Annotated in this window: 15 protein-coding genes; 11 read left to right on the top strand and 4 right to left on the bottom strand. The window is 58.5% G+C overall.

Annotated features, from left to right (window positions below):
- The 4 genes from ACFFU4_RS14590 to ACFFU4_RS14575 form a co-directional block, all read right to left on the bottom strand.
- Nucleotides 1-251 (bottom strand): transposase (locus ACFFU4_RS14590; protein ID WP_377070546.1); only part of this gene is annotated, 251 nt, incomplete at its 3' end.
- Between the two features lie 284 nt (nucleotides 252-535).
- Complete coding sequence (locus ACFFU4_RS14585; protein WP_377070544.1) at nucleotides 536-1,537, bottom strand: ATP-binding protein; 1,002 nt, start codon at nucleotides 1,535-1,537, stop codon at nucleotides 536-538.
- Nucleotides 1,537-3,882 carry a TnsB C-terminal domain-containing protein gene (locus ACFFU4_RS14580; protein WP_377070543.1) on the bottom strand — a complete coding sequence of 782 codons (2,346 nt, stop codon included), beginning with the start codon at nucleotides 3,880-3,882 and terminating at the stop codon, nucleotides 1,537-1,539. Before ACFFU4_RS14580 ends, ACFFU4_RS14585 begins: the two co-directional genes overlap by 1 nt.
- On the bottom strand, nucleotides 3,879-4,658 hold the full coding sequence (locus ACFFU4_RS14575) for a hypothetical protein (RefSeq protein ID WP_377070542.1): 780 nt from the start codon (nucleotides 4,656-4,658) through the stop codon (nucleotides 3,879-3,881). The genes ACFFU4_RS14580 and ACFFU4_RS14575 overlap by 4 nt, the downstream gene beginning before the upstream one ends.
- An 857-nt stretch (nucleotides 4,659-5,515) precedes the next feature.
- Between ACFFU4_RS14575 and ACFFU4_RS14570 the strand changes: the two genes are divergently transcribed.
- The 11 genes from ACFFU4_RS14570 to ACFFU4_RS14520 all read left to right on the top strand — a co-directional run bounded on the left by ACFFU4_RS14570 (nucleotide 5,516) and on the right by ACFFU4_RS14520 (nucleotide 22,229).
- Nucleotides 5,516-7,267: a restriction endonuclease subunit S domain-containing protein gene (locus ACFFU4_RS14570; protein WP_377070541.1), complete on the top strand. Its 1,752-nt coding sequence runs from the start codon at nucleotides 5,516-5,518 to the stop codon at nucleotides 7,265-7,267.
- A 128-nt stretch (nucleotides 7,268-7,395) separates the two neighbouring features.
- Entirely contained in the window at nucleotides 7,396-10,146 is a 2,751-nt protein-coding gene (locus tag ACFFU4_RS14565) for a type I restriction endonuclease subunit R (RefSeq protein ID WP_377070540.1), read from the top strand.
- Nucleotides 10,143-11,894 carry a restriction endonuclease subunit S gene (locus tag ACFFU4_RS14560; RefSeq protein WP_377070538.1) on the top strand — a complete coding sequence of 584 codons (1,752 nt, stop codon included), beginning with the start codon at nucleotides 10,143-10,145 and terminating at the stop codon, nucleotides 11,892-11,894. Before ACFFU4_RS14565 ends, ACFFU4_RS14560 begins: the two co-directional genes overlap by 4 nt.
- A complete protein-coding gene (locus ACFFU4_RS14555; RefSeq protein ID WP_377070537.1) occupies nucleotides 11,894-13,522 on the top strand; it encodes an AAA family ATPase in 1,629 nt (542 codons plus the stop codon). The genes ACFFU4_RS14560 and ACFFU4_RS14555 overlap by 1 nt, the downstream gene beginning before the upstream one ends.
- On the top strand, nucleotides 13,509-14,294 hold the full coding sequence (locus tag ACFFU4_RS14550; protein ID WP_377070536.1) for an HNH endonuclease family protein: 786 nt from the start codon (nucleotides 13,509-13,511) through the stop codon (nucleotides 14,292-14,294). Before ACFFU4_RS14555 ends, ACFFU4_RS14550 begins: the two co-directional genes overlap by 14 nt.
- A 63-nt stretch (nucleotides 14,295-14,357) precedes the next feature.
- Nucleotides 14,358-16,250, top strand: coding sequence for a DUF262 domain-containing protein (locus ACFFU4_RS14545; protein ID WP_377070534.1), 1,893 nt, complete (start codon nucleotides 14,358-14,360; stop codon nucleotides 16,248-16,250).
- A 5-nt stretch (nucleotides 16,251-16,255) separates the two neighbouring features.
- A complete protein-coding gene (locus tag ACFFU4_RS14540) occupies nucleotides 16,256-17,737 on the top strand; it encodes a type I restriction-modification system subunit M (protein WP_377070533.1) in 1,482 nt (493 codons plus the stop codon).
- A gap of 77 nt (nucleotides 17,738-17,814) precedes the next feature.
- On the top strand, nucleotides 17,815-18,543 hold the full coding sequence (locus ACFFU4_RS14535) for a hypothetical protein (protein ID WP_377070532.1): 729 nt from the start codon (nucleotides 17,815-17,817) through the stop codon (nucleotides 18,541-18,543).
- Nucleotides 18,544-18,591: 48 nt separating this feature from the next.
- Nucleotides 18,592-20,457 carry a TniQ family protein gene (locus ACFFU4_RS14530; protein ID WP_377070531.1) on the top strand — a complete coding sequence of 622 codons (1,866 nt, stop codon included), beginning with the start codon at nucleotides 18,592-18,594 and terminating at the stop codon, nucleotides 20,455-20,457.
- Between the two features lie 302 nt (nucleotides 20,458-20,759).
- Complete coding sequence (locus ACFFU4_RS14525) at nucleotides 20,760-21,095, top strand: hypothetical protein (RefSeq protein ID WP_377070530.1); 336 nt, start codon at nucleotides 20,760-20,762, stop codon at nucleotides 21,093-21,095.
- 60 nt (nucleotides 21,096-21,155) lie between these two features.
- A complete protein-coding gene (locus tag ACFFU4_RS14520) occupies nucleotides 21,156-22,229 on the top strand; it encodes an AAA family ATPase (RefSeq protein ID WP_377070529.1) in 1,074 nt (357 codons plus the stop codon).
- Nucleotides 22,230-22,599: the final 370 nt, after the last annotated feature.

Here is a 22,599-nt window from a genome sequence, read left to right as displayed (position 1 = left end):
ACCAAATGCAGCAGGCTTTCGACGAAGCCCGTCGTCTGTCGCAGCGCCATGCCGAACAGAACCTTCACCGTCAGGCACGTCTGGATGGCGGTGTCACTGTAGCTCTGCCGCCGGCCACGTCTGCCTGTCGGCACGGCATCCCAGCTCATCCCGGGGTCGGACCAGATCGTCCGCGAACCGCGGCGCTTCAGCGCTTCGTTATAGGCTGGCCAGTTCCTGGTCTTGTAGGTCGGTGGTGTCGGTCTGCTCATGCAACCCAGCTACCATGATGGAATAACGAGATGAATCCCTCACGGGATTTGTACAACAGAGCCGTGCCAGCGTTAAGTGACGATTGGGCATATGGCTGCACGGAAAAATGATTCGCGACAACGGGCACGCATATAACATACTGTTTTAAGGTGATTTTTTAGGGCGCCCAAAACAGCGCGGGTCAATTGCGTGCACGGCGGAAGCATATCCATGCACGCTTTGGACAAACCATCAAAAAAGGCCCGCATGGTGCGGGCCCTTGGTCTTGGCGATGTTCGCTCGACTACGTCTTGGACGTCGACTTTCGTTTCGAGGTCTTCTTCTGGCGTGACTTCTCGATCATTTCCAACACCTTTCCCTGATCGAAATTGTCGCGATAATTCGGCATGGTGAACGGCGAATACCCCTCCGCCATTCCCGAGATTCTCGAAAACGCCGTCGAGAAATGGGCAATCTTGCAGACCTTGTCAGGGGTCGTCGCGGCGAAACTGAACGCCTCGATGATCATTTCGATCACCAGGCCCCACCGGTGGCACGCGGCGAAGTCCAGCCGCTCCAGAAAGTCTTCCGTCACGATGTCGTCGACGTCCAATCCGGCTTTTTCAGCGTAGCTGAAGACGAGGTGGAGGATTTCGTCCCGGTCGGCCTCTTCCGACAGGTCGATCCCATCGAAGCTGACCGTCCGGAGAAGCCGGTCGAGCTGCTCCTCCGTCTTGATGTGCGCAGCAAGACTGGGAATTCCGGAAAAGATCAGCATCAAGGGCCAGTTGTGATCTTTGAGGAGCGACTTGAAGCTGTCGAGCATTTTCTGGTTGGTCGCGCTGTCCGCGGACGTGAACACGTGCTGGCATTCATCGAAGTGGATCCCGATGACCCCTTGAAGTTCGGCGTATTTTCGCACTTTCGACCAGATCTCGGTCTGTGAGTGACGCGTTCGAAGCGGGTATCCAAGCACCTCAAGAATGACGAAGCCCAGGTCTTTCCACGTGACTTTCCCGGAGAGCAGGCAGGAGACAATCTTCGCAGGCCGGCCGTCGGGCATGAGGGTCGAGCCGTCGTTGAACGCCCTCAGCAGGGTCTCGATCTCGGTCGACTTGCCCTGGCGAGACTCGCCGATGACAACGATGCCGCGAGCTTCGAACTGTTCGCCGATGGCGGCCTTGGCGTAATAGTCCGAGGCGCACCATGTCATGGCCTCACGGAGCCGCTCAGAGCGGCCGAAGGGAAACCGTGCTTGCAGCAGGGGTTTGCGCACATCCACGAGCGCCGTGTCGATGAAGGACATTATTTCAGCTCCTTAAGATTGCGCGGGCGAGCCAGTTTCTTGCCCTGTTTGCGGGCCTTGGGCTTGCGCGAGGGCCGCGTTTCAGACGCGTTCGAAGGCGGGTCTTCTTGCGGGTCGTCTGAAACCACCGCAGGGTCGGAGGGATTGGTGATGCCGCTGTCAGATTCGCTGGGGTCCGCATCCACGGTCCCATCAATTACGGAGTCCCCGTCACCGATTGCGAACACCGCCGCACCGGCACCCGAGCCCAGGTCGGTGATCGCATCCGGTGCCGTTGTCCCCGGCAACGTCTCTGACGGGATGGTCCGGGCGCCGGAGAATACGAACTCGGCCATCACTTTGCACTCTTCGAGGGTGCTGTAGCTGCGCGGCAGATCATGTTCGACCCCGATCGTGGAGATGTCGGAGAAGCGCCGGTTTTTGACCTCCATCAAGCGATCATGGTAGATATGTGAGGTTTCAGGATCCTCGCGGCGGTATTCGGCCATCAGCTGCAACACCTCCATCAGAGTCATATCGGCGAAAACCGTCATCTGCAGGTGGACCTCGATAGGATCACGATATCCAGGCATCAGAACGGTCGCGATGTTCAGATCGTCCGGATCGACGAAGACCCGGACCTTCCCCTTGAAGAACTGTTCGTCACGGGCGACCTGCAGGTCATTCGAATTGAACCAGATCCCGCTGAAGACCTGGACCCCCTCGTCGGACGGGGTGGCATCGACCTCCCAGCCAAGGTGAATACGCCGGGTGTTCGGATCGAGGTGTTCAAACTGGCCCCGTGTCCGGTTGATTTCCTGATAGACATCCCAAGGGCGGCGTCCGCCCATGCCGACGCCGTAGTTGCGCTCGAAGGGGTACTCATCAATCAGGTAGCGGGTCAGCATCCCGTAGAGCGTTTCCACATCAACCACGCCATTCCGGATGGCATCATATCCGGGAAGTTCTCCGACGCGCCGACCGGTGTAGCCGGGCATCAGCTTGAAGAAACGAGATTCAGGCGTTCCCAAGAAGCGCTCGTCCGGCGCCCGGTCCTCAGGAGAATATGTCCGGGTGTTGCCGTTAATCGTGCCGAGACCCATCAAGGCCCCGATCACATCAGAATTCCGGAGGCCGGTCCCATTGTCGTTGCGGAGATAGCAGATACCGCAGCCTTTCGCGGCCTCGTTCATGCAGCCGTAGCGATGCTGCTCCCGGGTCTTGTCGCGGCTTGCCATGCGCAGCAGCGCGAGGGTCGCCTCGGCGTTCGGGCTCTCGGTAATAACCCACGCGAGCGGCATCCGGCTCGCGACGTCGTACAGGATGACGATATGCAGCCGTTTCCGGATATACTGGTCTGCCGCCTCGAGCGTCGCCTTGTCGTCATCAGACAAAGAGCTCCACAGGCCCGCCTTCTTGGCGGCGACAACCATCGAGATCTTTTGCTCATCCATGCCACACAGTTCACCGACAGACAGGGCCCGGATATCCGTGCTGCCCCGTCCGCGGGTCCTGCGCGCCTCCCTCTTTCCCGCGGTCGCGATCAGGTATTCCGTGTGTGTGACCAGGGTGTCGCGATGTTGACGTAGGGTTTTTTGAGAGGGCGTGACAAATTTCGGCAGCTCGTTGAGCGTCCGGAACTGGTTCTCCCTGTGGATCAGGGTTTCGAGATATTGGTGGACATTCGCGACGCTGGTTTTCTTCTTGTCCAGCCCGATATGCTCCCACGCCTCGGTCATGAGCTCGCGAATCCGCGGACACAAACGCTGCTTTCGGTTCCCTCGCTTATGCACAAGGGGGACCAGGGCGTCCTCGGCGTTTTCGCCGGGGTTCAACGCCTTGTAGCGCTGGTAGTGCTCATTGATCGTCCGGCCCCGGTACAGGATGCGATCGCCCGTCTTTTCTCCGCCACGGACAGGCTTGATGCGTACCCGTTCACCCGAGAGCAACGAGGTTTGTTTCGCGATGAAATCACGCACTTCGGGATGATCAAGGTTCCGACACGAGGGCTCGAACCTGGGGTCGTCCTCGCGCCGCTTCGCTGCGTAGATATCCACGGCCTTGCACATAGCGGTGTGATACCGCGCGAGAGCCCGCTGTTCCGGGTTTTTCAGGGCTTTGCTGGAGGTATAGCCCCCCAGGCGCTGTTTGAGGCGATCCCCGTTCGCCGCCGGCGCTGTGTCGATTTTCGCGCCGGGGAGCTTGAGATGCTCGACCAGTCGATCGAAGGTGACAACGCTGGCGGCTCCGTCTTCGCAGCCCACCATCGAATAGCCGTTTTCCGTCACGCCAGTCACGGTCATGGGCCGGTTCAAGAGCGTGATTTCGGTTCCGGGCAGGAAGTTGTAGCGAGGATGGATGGTCATGCTGCGACTCCGATCTTGGAGTGTTCCCAGAGGACATGATCGAGGTTGGCGCGGATGAGCCCGCGGGCGACAAGCCGATAGCAGGCCTGAAACGCCCGCTTCTGAGAGATCGGCACATGCGGAAAAAGGTCCTTCATGAAATAGAGGGTCCGCAGTTTCCGGGCCGTATCCCAAACGATGTCATCTGCCTCATCATCGCGAACAGACATCCAGTGGTACATGCGAAACAGGTTCTCCCGCCGCTGACGGGTGTAGTCGTTCGCATTGACAACGATCAGGTCATCGGCCGCCCTCTTGGGGGTCGCCGCGATGATCGCCTTGATGTCCCGTACAGTCCGGGGCTTCACCAGGCTCGTCTCGTTGCGCACGAACACCAGGCGACGATGCCCTGACCGGAAGGTGATCAAGATGTCGTGCGTATACTGCCGCCGCGCACCGGTCTCATCGGTAAAGCTCACCGCGAGCGGTTGGAAATGCAGGTCATGGCTCTCGGGCGACATCAGGACCTGCACGGCCACCGCTGCCTCTGCGGCGCTCTCCGCAATACCGACTTTTGGCGTCCAGTCGTTCGCTGGCGTCCGATAGGGGATGAACACCTTGTGGCTGGTGTTGCTGCGCGTGCTGGGATTGCGCACGCCGTCGAACGGCAGAACACCGTGGATGTCACCAAGGTTGATCGGATCCATCCTTGGAAGTTTCTCGGGCGCGTGCCGCCAGGTGTCGTTGTCTTTGACCATCTCGATGTGGTCGACGTAGGTCCGTTTTTTTCCGGGCATGTCATGTACCTTTCAAGGGAAACACCCCGACCGGGAATTCGGTCGCAGTCATCGCCTGGCGCAAGGGAAGGGGGCGGATCACCGCTCTCGCCCCGGATCTGCGCAAGCCTCTCCCGGGCCCGCCGAAGCGGGTCACTGGAGGCGCGGGGATGACGGAGGAAAACCTTGAATGCTCGGGAAGCACGTGCTACCGAACACGGAGCATAAGGGTGCGGCTTTCCTACCGTCCTGAGGAACGTCCGATCCGTTACCGCGGATTGGACGTTTTCTTGTTTACGGGCTCATCTTTTTCTCCTTCTCGTTGTCTGATCGCGCTTGCGACTGACCGTCGTTCTTCTATCAGCCCTGGCGAAGATTGGGAATATTATTGTTTATTTTCAGTACCTTGCGAGAAATTCTGCGGCTCTTGTTTTCGCAAACGTTTTCGGCCAAGGCTAGATTTCTCGTCGCAGCCAAGCACTAGATTTCGTACCGCCTCCATTTTCTCATACAGAAGGTCATTTGCGAATTTTGAACGTCCCCAAACTCCACTCCAGGGCCCAGCGACGCCAACCTCCAGAAATTTACGTTCATCGCTCCTGTTTTCAGCAAATCCCAAACGCGATTCGGATCAGCCCGCACGGTCGAGTTCTGCGCTGTCTCGTTGCATCTTGCCGACCGGCGTGCCTGCCTTTGGGCTCTTCACACAGCTCAAAGTACTCGAAACGACCGTGATTGTAGAGCGGAGATGCCGCTCATAACGAGCTGCTATCAGGTGCTGATAGAAATAATTTTTCTGTTACTCCTGCGAGATCCTTTTAACCCGACCTGTTCTCGCGCACGGTGGATGAAAGCTTGCCCAGAACCGCGACAGGACCGTGCTCCCATCAGAACTCGACATCAAAAGCCCGGAAGGTTTGACACGGCTGTTCTGGTTTGCCGCAGACGGCCGGGGCGATGACGCCCGCGAGACAGCCGCACACCGCTTGACAGCTCGGTTCGATCTCATGGCCGATGAGCCGAGCCTGCGCGGCGCGTTTGAAGACGCGGTTCGTTATCTCGACAGCCTCGAACCTGCCCAGCGGTTTGAAAAAGTATGCGCGTTGATCGAAGGCGCTCTCAAGGACGGGGATAGGCTTTCGGACGAACTGGCGTGGGAAATTCTGACGTTGACGCGAGACAAGAAGATCGTCCGATTTTCCTTTGCGCCGAGCGTCCTGCTCTGCCTTCGTCGAGCGCAAGGGATCGAGCACGCAGGTTCACAGCGCTTTCCCGGTTACGACATACGTTACACCGGTGTGGGGGCCGATCGAGAGCTGATCGCAAGCGCGGCTCTGTATCTGGACCTACCGGTATACATAGAGTCCGGGCCGCCCTGGGTGCCCGACGGCTTATTCGACGATGGCGAGCCGAACTCTGAGGCGCCCGAGTTGGAGGTGTCATTACCACCATCAGCGTTCCGATCCAGCGACGCGCCGGACCTTGAAGTCAGCGTTCGCGCATCGAAGCTGCCCCGGGCCGTTGATCGCGGGACCTATGACCTCGAAAGCGTGATGCTCGCGTATTTGTGCAGCACCGAGGCCCCGGCTCTGGCCATGGTTTCGGAGAGCTTTCTGTCTTCTCCGAAACAGTCCCGCTTGGCAGCGCGGCAGCAATTGCTCGATGCGAGGTGCATTGATCGGGTCGCTGAGCTCGACACGGCAGACGCCCCACAGTATCTGATAACCCTTCGCAACGCCGAGATCTCTCCAGATCAGGTGCAGATGATTTCCACCAGTGATGTCCAGCGGTTCACCGGCGTTGACCCGTTCACGAGATCTGTCCGTGGAACATCCCAATTGATTTCCATCGACGACGTTCAAACTGCTGGAGGACCTCTCCTACCCAAGAGATATCTCGCCACCGGACCCGTCGGCGGGTCAGGTTTGGCCACCCATTTCAAGAACGCAACGAACGCCAAAGGCCACCGCCTGGCGGATCTCTTTGAAATCATCCGCCCCAAGACCATCAGAGATGACCCGGTCGGAACGCTCCCCATCCAAGAAATAAGCGGGGTCCATATCTCGCAGTTCGGGGAGCTGTCGGGCCCACCACGTAGAGCCGATATCCGCTCGACCTTGAAGGCCCGTTTCGATGAGCAGCGGCTCCGGCCGGGCGATATCGTGTTCGCCCACCGCGGACCGATTGGACGGGCTGCATATCTATCCGAGGAAAACCTCGAAGACTCCGATCTTTGGGCCGGCCAGACACTCTTCATTTTTCGACAGCGAAAGCGATATGCGGGCTCTCCGGATGTTCCATATTGCGACCCGCGCGTCCTCTTCATGTACCTCTTGGCGCCTCGCGTGCGGGACGCATGGAAAGACGTCGCCAGTTCAGGGCGAAGCCCGTCCATCCCGATCGGGGAGGTTGAGCGCTTTATGGTCCCGAATGGCCTGACGGTCAAACGCAAGCCCAAGAGGGGGCCCGGCTCACCGGAAAAAGGCAGTGCCAAAGAAACGCCCGCGGACCGGATTTTGAACGAATTCGAACTCCATCAGCAAAACTGCAGAAAGCTGCGGAAAACCGAGATTCGATTGCATGGCGGGCTCGACCGGGTCTGGGACACGGTATGGCGAAATGGAACTTGAACCGGTGAAAGGCCAGGTATTCGCGTAATGAGATATCGAGCGTGTTTTGAAAATCGTCCTTGCAAAGGTTGCAGGCTGCGGGTCGGGCCGCAATGATCAGACCGTGAGAATTATTTTGGAATTTTGGTATGTCACCTGAGGTCAATCAATCACCCGAGCAGCTCGCCCGGGACCAGATCGACGATCGTCTGCGGGCGTCCGGTTGGCATGTCCAGGATAAGGAAGCGCTCGATTTCAGTGCCGGCCTCGGGATCGCTGTGCGCGAATACCAGACCGACGTGGGCCCGGCCGACTACGTGCTTTTCGTCGACCGCCAAGCCGTCGGCGTGATCGAGGCCAAGCCCGACAGCTGGGGTGTCAAGCTCACATCTGTCGAGGAACAGTCCGAAGGCTATGCAAACGCCAAGCTGAAATGGGTCTCCAACGCGGAACCGCTCCCGTTCCTCTACGAAAGCACCGGTCAGGTCACGCGCTTCACGAATGGCCGGGATCCAGCGCCGCGATCCCGTGAGGTGTTCACGTTCCACAGGCCCGAAACGCTCAAGGCCTGGGCACAGGCACCACGATCATTCCGGTCCGGGATCGCCGCTCTGCCCAATCTGAATCCGGACGGCCTGCGCGACTGTCAGATCAAGGCGATCACAAATCTCGAAACCTCGCTCAAGGCCGACAAGCCCCGCGCGCTCGTGCAGATGGCCACCGGATCGGGCAAGACCTTTACCGCGATCACCCAGGTCTACCGCCTGCTCAAACACGCGGGCGCGCGCCGCATCCTGTTCCTCGTCGACACCAAGAACCTGGGCGAGCAGGCCGAACAGGAATTCATGGCCTTCATCCCGAACGACGACAACCGCAAGTTCACCGAGCTCTACAACGTCCAGCGCCTCACCTCGCCCTCCATCGCGAACGACAGCCAGGTCGTCATCTCGACGATCCAGCGCATGTACGCCACGCTCAAGGGCGAGGAATTGAACGAAGGCGCCGAGGAAGAGAACCCGGCCGAGCAGAAATGGCGCCGCAAGGAACCTCTGCCGGTCGTCTACAACCCAAAGCTGCCGCCGGAATACTTCGACGTGGTCGTCATCGATGAATGCCACCGCTCGATCTACAACCTTTGGCGGCAGGTCATCGAGTATTTCGACGCCTACCTGACGGGCCTGACCGCCACGCCCGACAATCGCACTTATGGCTTTTTCCAAAAGAATGTCGTCAGCGAGTACACCCATGACAAGGCGGTCGCCGACAGGGTCAACGTCGGCAACGAAATTTTCCTGATCGACACCGAGATCACCCAGGGCGGTGAAACCCTCCAACCCGAGCAGCTGGTCGAAAAGCGCGAACGCGAAACCCGCGCGCGCCGATGGGAAACCCAGGATGACGAGCTGGCCTACGCCGCCACACAACTCGACCGGTCTGTCGTTAATTCCGATCAGATACGCACCGTGATCCGCACCTTCCACGACAAGTGGCCCGAGATTTTCCCGGGCCGCACGGAACTCCCGAAAACCCTGATTTTCGCAAAGACCGACAGCCACGCCGACGACATCATCCAGACGGTCCGGCAGGAATTTGGCGAGGGCAACGACTTCTGCCGCAAGATCACCAACGGCGCGAAGAACCCGAAATCCTCGCTCAGTGAGTTTCGCAACGCGTATTATCCGCGCATCGCCGTCACCGTGGACATGATCGCCACCGGTACCGACGTGAAACCGCTCGAATGCCTGATCTTCATGCGCGATGTGAAGTCGAAGAACTACTTCGAGCAGATGAAGGGCCGCGGCACCCGCGTCCTCGACCCGGACGACCTCAAAAAGGTCACCCCCTCCGCCCAGGCCAAGACCCATTACGTCATCGTCGATGCCGTCGGCGTCACCAAGTCGCTCAAGACCGCGAGCCAGCCGCTCGACACCAAGCCCTCGATCCCCTTCAAGGACCTCGCCATGGGGCTGATGATGGGCGACCGGTCCGAGGAAACCGTCAGCTCGCTCGCCGCGCGCCTCTCACGGCTCGACAACAAGCTGGGGGCCAAGGATCAGGAGAAGATCACGACCGAGGCCGGCACCTCCCTCACCGCCATTGTGCGCGACCTTTTCGATGCCATCGACCCCGACAAGGTCGAGGCCGACGCCAAGGCCGCGGGCCACCCCGAGCCCGACGATACCGCCATGCAGGCCGCCCGCGACGAGCGGGTCAAGCACGCCGCCAACGTCTTCACCGGCCCGCTCATCACCCTGATGGACACCATCCGCCGCGACAACGAACAGACCATCGACCATGACAATCTCGACACGCTCCTGCGCGCCGAATGGGCGGGCGACGTGGCCGAGAACGCCAAACGGATCGCGCAGGAATTCGAGGACTACCTGACCGAGAACCGCGACGAGATCGAGGCGCTCTCGATCTACTTCAACACCCCCGCCCGCCGGGCCGAAGTCAACTACGCCATGGTCAAGGACGTTCTGAAAAAGCTGACCGAGGATCGCCCGCGCCTCGCCCCGCTCACCGTCTGGCGCGCCTATGCGCATCTGGACGACTACAAGGGCTCGGGCCCGGCCAGCGACCTGACCGCGCTGGTGGCGCTGATCCGCCGGGTCACGGGGCTGGATGACACGCTGACCCGCCATTCCGAACGGGTGCGGCGCAACTTCCAGAACTGGGTGCTGAATCGCCATGCAGGCCACGGCGAGAAATTCACCGAGGAGCAGATGGACTGGCTGCGCATGATCCGCGACCACCTCGCCACCTCCTTCACCATCGAGCGCGACGATCTGGAAATGGCCCCCTTTGACGGCAAGGGCGGTATGGGTCAGATGTACGCGCTCTTTGGCGATGGGATGGACGAGGTCATGACCGAGATGAATGAGGCGTTGTCGGCATGACGGATTTACCGCGCGGATGGGCCATTGGTCCGTTGTCAGACTTCATCACACCTCGCGGCGAGAAGGTGTCGCCTTCCGCATTTCCAGAGCTGCCGTTCATCGGTATGGATCATGTGGAAGCTCACACAACCCGAATTCTTGGGTCTGTTCCAGCCTCAGAACTGAAAAGCAACGCCGCCAGGTTCTTCGAGAATGACGTATTATATGGACGCCTTCGCCCATATCTAAACAAGGTCGCTCAACCCAAGTTCGATGGCCTCGCATCAGCCGAATTCATAATATTTGGCGGCAACGAACTGATTTACCCAGCCTTTTTGCGTCATCGGCTAAACGCAAGAGATTTCGTGAACTTCGCGAGTAGTCTGAACGCAGGGGACAGACCCCGCGTTAACTTCGAGCAGATCGGTGATTTCGAAATTCTTGTCCCGCCCCCCAACGAACAACGCCGCATCGTGGAGAAGATCGAGGCGATGTTCGACGAGATCGACGCCGGGGTCCAAAGCCTGCAAGCGGCGCGCGCCACCCTCGGCCTCTACCGCCAGTCCCTGCTGAAATCCGCTTTCGAAGGCCGCCTCACCGCCGACTGGCGCGCGCGGAACGCGGACAAACTGGAAGCCCCCGAAACCCTCCTCGCCCGCATCCAAGCCGAACGCGACACCCGCTACAAAGTCGCCCTCGAAGCTTGGCAAGACGCCCTCGCTCAGTGGCGCGCCGATGGGGAGAACGGCAAGAAACCCGCGAAGCCAAAGCGGCCTCGAGACATTCCAGCCGAAGCATCTGATATCGGCATTCCCGGGTGGACCGTGTTACCTTTCGGCCTGCTGATCGACGAACCCTCGTACGGAACGTCGAAGAAAAGCGACTACAATGCTGGTAGCAAAGGTGTCCTCCGCATTCCGAACATTGCCTCAGGTGTAATAGACGCGACCGACCTCAAATCGGCCAACCTCGACGATGCCGAACTTGCGCAATACCAATTGATCGAAGGCGACGTACTGACCATTCGGTCGAATGGAAGCCTTTCATTGGTCGGCAAGCCAGCATTGGTTCGACCAGTTGACACGCAATTCGTCTATGCAGGCTATCTGATCCGGCTTCGTCCCATACCCGGCTCGTTGATTCCTAAGAACCTCGTCTATCTGATGATGGAACCGAACGTGCGTGCCCAAATCGAGAGCAAGGCAAAGTCAACCAGTGGCGTCAACAACATCAACGCGAAGGAGCTGCAGGAACTACAAGTTCCCATCTGCTGCCCCGCCGAACAAGCCGAAATCGTTCGCATCCTCGACTCCCGGCTCGAAGCCGCCGACGCGCTCGAAGCCGAGATCGACGCCGCCCTCACCCTCGCTGACGCCCTGCGCCAATCCATCCTGAAAAAAGCCTTCTCCGGCCAGCTCGTCCCCCAGAACCCCGACGACGAACCCGCCTCGGCCCTGCTGGAGCGGATGAAGGTCGAGAAGAAAGAGCGCGAAAAAACTGCGAAAGCGGTGCGAAAATCAAGGCCCGTGCGGGTAGAAAAACCAAGGAGGCCAACTTTGACCGATCTTCTAGACGTTTTGAAACAGGAGAAATCCTGGATACCAGCATCGAAAGCGGCAGAGGGCCTCGGCCTTGGCGACGGGGCTTCTTCCGATGACATCGAGGCCTTTTACCACCAGCTCAAGCAATACGTCGAAAGCTCCGCGATCGAGATCGAGCGACGCGGCGATGAGGACTGGCTGCGTTTGGCCGAAGTCGAGGCGAACTAATGCGCATCGATTGGCTGTGGATCGACAACTACAAGAACCTGCGGGATCTGACGATCGATTTCGCGCAGGACAACCTGATCACAGTCGTTATCGGGCGCAATGGTACGGGTAAATCCAACGTCCTAGAGGCGCTAACCGTTATCTTCCGCGATCTGATCATGGGTGAGCGCTTCCCCTCGATGAAATATCGCATTGCCTATCAGATCGGCGTCAATTGGGTTTTCATTGATGCCGATCCTGAACGGTCACAAGAACCCTACCGAGCCAAGGTCATAGCGATCGATGAACAACCAACTTCTTTTGAGGTAGGTGCCGATTTCGAAAAGATCGGCGGGACGACTATCAGCCGCACGAAACTCGTCGGGGAAGACTCACAATACCTGCCACAATTTCTCTTTGGATATTATTCAGGCGAGAGCCGCCGGATGAGCGAGCTCTTCCGAGCCTACCTGGAGAGTTATGACAAAAAATTGCGTGCCGGCGAAGACCCAGGCACCAAGCGCATGTTTTTCGCGGAACCAGTGCACAGCAACTTTGTGCTCCTGTCCTTCATCGTGAATAACACCGACCGCACCAACGCGTTTCTAGAAAAACAACTGGGATTGCAGGACGGCGGCATCGAGTCCGTTCTGTTTGTGCTCAAACAGCCCTACTGGAAGTCGAAAGAGGGTGACGCCCGGTTCTGGAACTCTCGTGGTATCGTCCGTGACTTCCTTGCCAAGCTTTATGACATTTCTCTTGCACCCATTCGGATCAAACGCCGAGAAAACTATGACATCGGGCGAACGAGAACGAAGGAATATCTCTATCTCTTTGCGAAAGACGTTGATGCGCTGCGGGAATTGGCGGAAGACAAGACACCAGCAGAATTTTTCCGCGATCTTGAGAGCACACATGTTTCGGATTTGATCGACGAGGTCCGCATTCGGGTCAAACTGAAGAAGAATGATGGATCTGTGACCTTCCGCGAATTGAGCGAAGGTGAACAACAATTGTTGACAGTGCTTGGCCTATTGCAATTCACCTCTGCAGAAGAAAGCTTGTTTCTTCTGGATGAGCCGGACACACACCTTAACCCGCGTTGGAGCGTTGAATATATTCAACATATCCGCGACTTTTTGACGGATGACGGTGGAGCGCAGCCAAACAGCCATGTGCTATTGGCGACGCATAATCCAATTGCTGTAGCCGAGCTTGTCAAAGAACAAGTCCAAATCCTCAAACGAGATCCGGAAACATATGCGATTATCGCTTTTGAACCAGACACGCACCCGCGAGGCATGGGTTATGCTGGTGTCGTCACGAGTGAATTGTTCGACCTCAATGCCGCTTTAGACACATACACGCAGGACCTTCTTGAGGAGAAACGCAAACTAAGTTCGCAAGAGGACTTGAGTTCAGAAGACTTACGACGGCTCAGTGAGCTTACGCATGAGCTTGACGGTTACGGATTCCGATATCAAGTCCGCGACCCGGAAGAAGCCAAAAGGCTTCACAAAATGTTGAGTTCTGCTGATGGATCCGACCTGGAGACACTCGGCTCTCCGGATGATGCGCCGAAAGCTGAACGTTTAGTAAAGGAGGCGCTGTCGCCCAACAATAACGGAGGCGATAGTGAGAGTTCTTAATAAGGATTTGTTGGAACTACCCGAAGGCTGGGAGGACCGGGCACAAGCTGCTCGCGATGCGGGACCTTCCGAAGTAAACAATTATGCAAGTCTGTGGCAAGAGTGCAAACCTTGCCTGAAAAAGATTTCATATGAAAAGTGCTTCTACTGCGAGGTAAAGCAAATAAGATCCGACAATGCTGTCGATCACTTTCGACCAAAAAAACACTATCCCTGGTCTGCATTCGATCCACTTAATTTCCGCTTTGCGTGCACCTATTGCAACAGCAGGCGTAAAGACATCGAAAATGGGCGAGCCGGAGGTAAAGGGGATTATTTTCCCTTACTTATTGAGGAAAACCGCGCAACTTGCTGCGAAGAGGAATGCAATGAAGCACCTGTTCTTCTTGATCCATATAAATCTGATGAACCAAGCCTAATTGATTTTACCGATGACGGCAGGCCAATACCGACGTTTACAAGCGACCAGCACGCTAACCGCCATCGCAGAGCGGAAGAATCAATACGACTTTACCACTTGGACCATCAAGACCTTGTCGATAAGCGTTTATCTTTGGCAGCGGAGATAACTAGTATTGTTGAAACCACAAACCGCTTGTTCCCAAAAACTGAGGCTGGCGACCCTGATGTTGACAGTGCCTTCAAAGAAAATGTCCGATTGCTAGGAGAAATGATGCTTCCAAACGCTGAGCTGTCGTCATTTGCACGCCGAATGCTCGATGGATATCGCCACTATGCTTGGGTTCCCGGAATTCTGAGGACGTTAAGCTAAGCGTACAAGAAGATTGCGAAGGTGTGGCGACCGGTATCGATCTCACTACAAGAGGGCCATTTCATGGACGCAGAAGATCACCCCGTAGAAATCGTGTTGAAAGAAGCCCGCCGCTTCATGGTACCGCTGTATCAACGGAAGTATCAGTGGGGTGATAAACGGCTTCAGCCGTTCTGGGATGATGTGTCGGCAAAGGCCGCCGAGGTGTTGGACGGGGGAGGCAAGTTCGAACACTACATGGGCGCGCTAATCCTATCGCCGGTCGATGAAGGCTCTCAGATCGCACGTACGCCACGCGTGCAAGTGGTCGACGGCCAACAGCGGCTGACGACATTCCAAATTTTCTTGGTGGCGCTGCGCGAAGTGGCGCGGGATCACGATCTTGAAGACCTGATGGGGCACATCAATGGCTACCTGTTCAACGAGCCCAAGAACAAGGACAAGGACCCACTGACCCGGTTCAAACTGACCCCGACCCCATCGGACCGCGACATCTTCCACGACATTATCGAGATGTCTTACGAGGATGTGACGCTAAAGCACCGGAAGCTGTTCCATGGTCAGCGCGTTCCCAAGAACACCAGCTTTCCGGCCTTCCGCGCTTACCACTTATTCTGCTCTTGGATCGAGGAGTTTGCGTTTCACGGTCCAGAGGAAGACAGCGAACTTGATCTGGAAGGCGAGAGCAAAACCGGTAGCGAAGATGAAGTCGAACTTGAAGTGCTGGAAGAACGGCTTGAAGCCTTACTCAGTGCCGTTCTGGATCGGCTGAAACTGGTGGTCATCACCTTGGGTGAAAACGACGATGCTCAGGTGATCTTTGAAACCCTTAACAGCAAAGGCGAGCCGCTGCTCGCGATGGATCTGGTACGGAACAACATCTTCCACCGGGCGGAAAAGCAGGAGGCCCCTATAGAGGACCTTTATGCCAAGCTGTGGGACCCTCTGGACGACATGTGGTGGCGGGAGCCTGCACCAAACGCGCGCCCGCGCCGCCCGCGTCTGGACCATTTCCTAGCACATGTGCTGACCGCTGAGACGGGTAAGAAAATCTCGGTGCGCGAACTCTATGCAGAATACCGGGCTTTCGCCGCGCCAAAGGGTAAGCCGCGGTTCGATGATGTGGAGCACGAACTCAAGCTGCTGGAGCGGTATGCACCTCTCTATGAGACGCTAGAAGGACGTGCCGAGGAAGACCAAGCTCTTTATTGGCTGGGGCGGAAATTGGCCGAGTGGCAGGTGACAACAGTGTTCCCTATTGCCATGCAGATCGGTGGTTCTGATTTGCCCGCATCTGAGAAGATACACCTTACCCAGTTGATTTATTCTTTTCTTGCACGGCGCGCGATGTGCGGGCTGACGACCAAGAACCTCAACAAGGTTTTCCAGTCCATCGCAGAGGTGTTTCTGCGCGAAGGGCCCTCGGTGGAAGCGTTTCGGGGATACTTTCACGAGCGGCCCGGCGATAGCACCCGCTTCCCGCGCAACGACGAATTCCGGCGCGGTATCCTGGATGGAAACGCCTACAGCATCGCGCCTCGGACGCGCTTGATCGATATCTTGTGGGAGCTGGAAATGGCCAGCCGTTCAAACATGGCAGAGGGCGCGACAAAGCCCACTGGCCTTTGGGTCGAACACGTTCTTCCGCAAACGTGGACGGACGAATGGCCCTTCCCAGATGGGCAAACCCAGGAGGTCTACTCTGACGAACCGGATGCTGTCGCGCGTCGAACGCTTGTCCACTCTCTGGGAAATCTGACGCTTTTGACTGGGGGCTTGAATATCTCTTCCGGTAACTCTGGCTTCAGCACGAAGAAAGAAAAGTTCGGGGAGCACACAGGTCTGTTTCTGAACAAATGGTTCGCCAAGAAGGATCGCTGGACTGAGACGGAAATCCGTGAACGCGGCGAACACCTCGCCGGCATGGCGGCTCAAATCTGGATTGACCTGGAGTAATCATAATGACCACAGCCCCCATCGTCTCCAAGGTCTGGAGTTTCTGCACCACGCTGCGTGACGACGGCGTCGGGTATGGCGACTATCTGGAGCAGCTGACCTACCTCATCTTCCTCAAGATGGCGGACGAATACGCCAAGCCCCCCTACAACCGCGATGTGGGCATTCCCGAAGGATATGACTGGAGCAGTCTGACGTCCCGGCGCGGGGCGGAGCTGGAAGCGCATTACGTCACCCTGCTGCGCAAGCTCGGCGAGCAAAAAGGCATGCTTGGCCAGATTTTCACCAAGGCGCAGAACAAGATCACCGACCCGGCCAAACTGTTCCGCCTGATCGACATGGTGGACAGCACGAAATGGGTGATGCTGGGTGCCGACGTCAAAGGCGACATCTACGAAGGGCTGCTGGAGCGCAACGCCGAGGATACGAAATCAGGCGCCGGCCAGTATTTCACACCCCGCGCCCTGATCCGGGCGATGGTGGAGTGCATCCGCCCCGAACCCGGCAAGACGATTGCCGACCCGGCCTGCGGGACCGGCGGTTTTTTCCTTGCCGCGCATGACTTCCTGACAGACACGGATAATCAGGCGCTCGACAAGGACCAGAAAGCTCTCCTGAAATACGCGACCTTCTTCGGCAACGAGATCGTCGCCGGAACGCGGCGGCTGTGCCTGATGAACATGTTCCTGCACGGGATCGGGGAAATGACCGGGGATACGTTGGTGTCCTCCGCCGACGCCCTGATATCGCCGCCGTCCGAGACATTCGACTACGTTCTGGCCAACCCGCCCTTCGGCAAGAAAAGCTCGATGAGCTTCACCAACGCGGAAGGCGCGCAGGATACCGACGAGTTGACCTACAACCGTCAGGATTTCTGGGCGACCACCTCGAACAAGCAGCTCAATTTCGTCCAACACATCCGGACCATGCTGAAGACGACAGGGCGTGCCGCGGTGGTGGTGCCCGACAACGTCTTGTTCGAGGGTGGCGCGGGTGAGACGATCCGCCGGAAGCTGTTGCAGACCACCGACCTGCATACGATCCTGCGCCTGCCGACCGGCATTTTCTACGCGCAAGGCGTGAAAGCGAACGTGCTGTTCTTCGACAACCGAGCGGCCAGCCCGGACCCGCAGACCGCGAAGGTGTGGTATTACGACTATCGCACCAACGTGCATCATACGTTGAAGCAAAAGCCCCTGACCTACGCGCACCTTCAGGATTTCATCGAATGCTACAACCCCGGAAACCGGCACGATCGCGCACCGACCTGGAGCGAGGATACCCCGGACGGCCGCTGGCGCGCTTTTGACCGGGAGGACCTGCTGGCACGCGACAAGGCGAGCCTGGATCTTTTCTGGCTGCGTGATGCGTCCATGACGAACCTCGAAGACCTTCCGGAACCCGAGCTCCTGGCCGGTGAGATTGTCGAAAGCCTGCGGTCGGCCATGCTGAATTTCGAATCCGTCGAGGAGGACTTGACCTCGTAGGGTGTCAATTGCCCGCCTTCGCCGAAGGGGGATTTCAGTCTTTCCCGACATAATTGAGAACGCAGGGGGTGCGCCGAATGTATGGCTTCAAGACAATGTCAGCGGACGACCCGCTGCTTGAAACCTCCCCGGTCATGCGGACCGTCGACTTCCTAGCAGCGCAGTTCGAGGAGAACCCCAAGGGCATCCCGCTGACCAAGTCGAAGGCCCTGCGACGTGCCCTCGTGGCGGACGCAATTTCGAGCATTCAATGGCCAGACTGGACCGAGCGCGAAATCTACAACGGGTTCATGCCTATAAAAATCGCCGATGAATATCATTTTCAACCCTTCTGTGAGCTACGCCAACTCATGTGGGAGATGGGGCTGTTTCGTCATTACAAAGGCCATCTGCGGCTTACGAGAGCCGGAAAAGATCTCTTCGAAAATCGCTACAAGAGCTTTGACGCGATCACTAGGAATATGGTCTTTGAAAATGATCAGTTTGAGTATCACCGGCTAAATAGAGGAATAGCCGGGACATGGGATATATGGCTGAATGTGCTTGATTTGGAAGCACATGTCGGGGTGTCCGGAAAAGCGCTGACAGAGATTCTTTACGGACCTGACACGATCGAGAACATCTACGATCCGCGTACAAACGCGCTTTACGACGGCGTTCTGAAGCCTTTGGTGTGGGCCGGCTTGCTCGATGAAAACAGGGACTTGGGACGAAAACTCACAGAGCGCGTATACACCACGACGCCGCTTTGGCATCGTTATCTGGAACTGGACGTGAAGAAACCGCATTTGCATGCTGTGCATTGAATTTTTCCCACACCTTTTCCGACCACGGCTATCTGAGCAGCGCTCAGAATGACCGGTCTGCCCATACGCAATCCCGATCCGGCGCCGAGGGAAACCCTGTATTCCTACCTGGCGCGTCTTGCAGCGACCTGGCAGACGACGGCGCCTGAACTTGCCTACGATATGGGAGCCCCCTTCAAGACGCTCCTCCAGCAGGATCAGGGGGCCCTCGGCGCATTTGCGGACTGGGCCGGACTTGATGCGGATGCCATGGTTGAGCTCATGTCTTGGACGGGCGTGCGGGTCGGCAATGTCCGGATGCAATTTCGAGGTGAGCTCTACATATCGAGAGCACTCCGCAACCCGGTGATACGCGGGTGTCCGGTCTGCTTGCGCGAAGATGGGGCCGCGGCGCTGGGACCAGCTGCGTCAACCATGGTGATGCGCGGGCACTGGCAAATGCGAGAGGTGAATCTCTGCGTCAAACATGGCCACCCTCTCGTCCCTCTCTGGGAGGCCCGCGACCCCAAAGCGCGTTACGACATAGGCGCGCGCTTGCAGGAGATCGAAGCAGACATCGTGTCGGGAGCGTTCGACGAACCCGCACGGACCCCGTCCACCTATGATCTCTGGTTGGACAAGCGGCTGCAAAACGGGTCCGATGACACCTGGCTCAAGGGCAGCCCCGTATTCGCTATAACGACGTTGTGTCGGTTTCTGGGTGAAGTCCTTCAGAGTGAAAATGCGGCTCACGATCCTCCTGCACTTGGTGATATTCACGCGGCGGGCTTCAACGCCATCGCGCACGGCGAAGAAGCCATTCGCGCGGCACTTGATAAAATTGCGCGTCGGGCCACCGGCCCTTTCGATGAGCCCGGCAAGGTCTTTGGGAAACTGTTTGACCGCTTGAATCGGGAGTATGCCGAAGAAGATGGCTTTGACTTCTTCCGTGACCTACTGCGGAAGTGCATTCTCGACCACTGGCCAGTTGCGGCTGGCGAGGAAATTTTGGGTGAGGTTGTTCAGAGCCGACGTTTGCATTCTCTACGCACCGCAGCACGGGAAACCGGGATCGGGGTCAAAGTGCTGGACCAGTTCCTTGTCGAAGCCGGAGCAATCGGCCCGGACGATGACCGGGTCCCGAACCGCAAGTTGTTTGATGCGCAAAAGCACGCCGACCTTCTGGCCGAGATCCCCAGCCTCGTCGGACCGATCGCCATGCGCAAGGCCATGGGGGCAACGCGACAAGAGCTGATCGCGCTGACGGATGCCGGGGTTCTGGTGCCCCGCACACGGATAGAAACGGTCAAGAAACCATGGCGCGTCTCCGATGGCTTGGGTCTTGTTGCTGAACTGTCGACCGGTGCCGCCTCAGTCGACGGAAATGACGCGACTTGGGAAACATTGCTTCACGCTTGCAAACGCAGAAAAACCGGGATCGCCCACCTGATTGACGCGATCCGCGAGAACCGCCTGAGCGTTGGGCGACGGCGCGACGTCCTAGGGTTTCACGGGATAGTCGTTCCCAAATCCGAGGTGGACCTGATAATCCCTCCCGAGGCACGTGTGCGCGCAGAAAGCGACGCGGATCTGTCGGACACGGTGCCGGCGGCTGAATTCGGTCGGTCGGTCGGGTTAAGGGACGGGCGCGTATTTCAATCGCTGATCGAGGCGGGGCATGTGCCAGCCAAAAAGGTCATGAACCCCCGCACCGGGCGGCCACAATACCGAATGACCGCCGATGATATTGCCGCTTTCCATGAACGCTTCGTGACCTTGACCACACTCGCAACGGAGAGCGGGCTGCATCGCAACACCCTAAAAAGCAAATTCGCATCGCACGCGGTCGTACCTTTTTCGCAGGGCGGACAGGATTTCGGGCCGGTATATCGGCGCGCAGATATCCCAGTGCTGACCAGATCACGCGATATCTGACGACGGTGCAACAAGCCGTCATGGGCGGCCATGCAAGGTGCGGTATGAACGCCAAAAGCGCGACCGTGCCCCCGACCTGATCTTGCGCGCCCTCCAAGGAAGGCTTGGTCGGCCCGGAGCGTCCGATGGCGTCAGAACGCGGGGGCGACTTCATTTTTCGCAAACATATCAATAGGATATATTGCAGTTCCCTGCAACTTTCTGTTGCCCGGCGCCGCGCAATCGGCTTCCTTGAGCCTAGGGAATCACTTCCCCGGCGCCCGGATCCCCGGCGTCAGACATTTCAAGACCGCGAGGCCCCAATGACCCTTTCAGAATTCGCAAAGCAGCTGCCCGCAGAGTTCACCGAGCAGGAGTTCGTCGATCTCATGAACCGGGTGATCGAACTGAAATCCGTCGTCGACATGCCCGAAGCGGAGCGCGACGCCCTGTTCGACGGGGCTCAGTACCTCGTCGATTTCATCCTGCTGGTCCGGGAAGTGAAGGGAGAGCTGAATAGCCCAGAGGGTCGGCCTGTGGTGGCCTATCGCGGCCCCTTCGTACCGAACGCCCTGACCCGTCCCGACGGCGTGGCTGTAGACCCAACGGCGCTGGAGACGCTCGGTGTTGGGGAGGGGGAGAAGTATCTCGACAGGTAAAAGCGCAGGTCTCCCGAGGAGCCGCGCGCACTTTCATTGAACCTGCGATCGTTATCCGAAATGCCCACGCCCAAGCTGCCCTTCCTGCTCACTCGGTTCGATAGCGATGTCCCGCACCGCTCCGACATATCCTCCCGACTACGCGAGCACCTCATGCGCCTGCGTGGTCACGAAATCGACGACACGGTCGAGATCTGGGACGATACGACCGGAGCGATCTCTGAGCACGACCTCACCCGCATCCATCGCCGCGCCACGGCTTATGTCGATCGGCTCCGTGCGGCGAGTGGCACTGCCCACTTGAAGCCCGACGAGAAGGCGCGCCTTGCGTCGATCAAGGACGGGGTCCGGGCCACCACTATCACGACCGAGGCCCGGGCCGACGAGATTGCCGCGGGGCTGCATGCGCAGATGCCCTGGATGGCCCCGGCGACGGAGGTCGCTTGGCACGCGATGCGCCGTTGCGCGCAGGAGGGCGCGCCGGTCTTCCGGCTGCCGCCGATGATCATGGTCGGCCCGCCGGGCATCGGCAAAAGCCATTGGGCGCGCGCCCTGGCCGCAGCGCTCGGCGTGCCGACCACGCTGGTCGACGCGGCGGCGGAGGCGGCGAGTTTCGTGGTGGCGGGGATGCAGCGCGGCTGGGCCAACGCGGGCGCTGGCAAGCCGCTGGACACGATTCTGAACCACCGCGTTCTGAACCCCATCGTGATCGTCGATGAACTCGAGAAAGCGGGGGCCGTGCGCGACACCTCCGGCACCCGCCACAACCTGACCGAGGCGCTCCTCGCGCTGATGGAGCCGAAGACGGCGGCCCGCTGGGAATGCCCGTTCTACCGCGTGCCGTTCGACATGTCCGGCATCGGCTGGATCATGACGGCGAACAGCCGCAGGGGCCTGCCCGAGCCGCTCCTGAGCCGCTGCCCGCCACTGGTCCTGCCGCCGCTGACCCTGTCGGACCTCATCGGGTTCGCGCAGCGCGAGGGCGCGGCCCGCGGCCTGACCACACCGGCGCTGGACGCGATCATCGAGACCCTTCAGCACCACCGCGACCGCGCCAACGCCCTGAGCCTGCGCGTGGTCCAGCGGATGCTCGACCGGGCCGAGCAGCTTGAGCGGCGGCCGGTGTTGAATTGAGGGGAGGTATGCCGCCGGGTGGGCCGGGACGCCTCGGAATACGGGCTTCCAGCCCACCCTCACCCCGGTCTCATGGCGGCTGCGCTGCGTAGAAGGGGTTGAAATAATCCCTCACTTGCTGCTGCTTGGTCGTATCAGCCCTGCGCATGAGGTGACGCGGCGGCCTTGCAAAACATGGTCGCCTCCCAAGACACGCCCGGCCCAGACCGGATGAGGTGGATGGCTCCTGCTCCACCGGCATCAAACGTGCCAAAGTGCAGTTGTCATCGACTGCAAGGAAAGGAGCCACCCAATGACAGTAATGAGCTACTCCCCGTCTCTTGGACAGGATCTGGCGTAAATCAAGCTACTCTTTGCACCTGCTGATCGG

The sequence above is a fragment of the Roseovarius ramblicola genome, from assembly GCF_042430665.1.
Taxonomy (GTDB): Bacteria; Pseudomonadota; Alphaproteobacteria; order Rhodobacterales; family Rhodobacteraceae; genus Roseovarius; species Roseovarius ramblicola.
The sequence above is the reverse complement of the archived record's forward strand: the minus strand, read 5'-3'. Positions and strand labels throughout refer to the sequence as shown.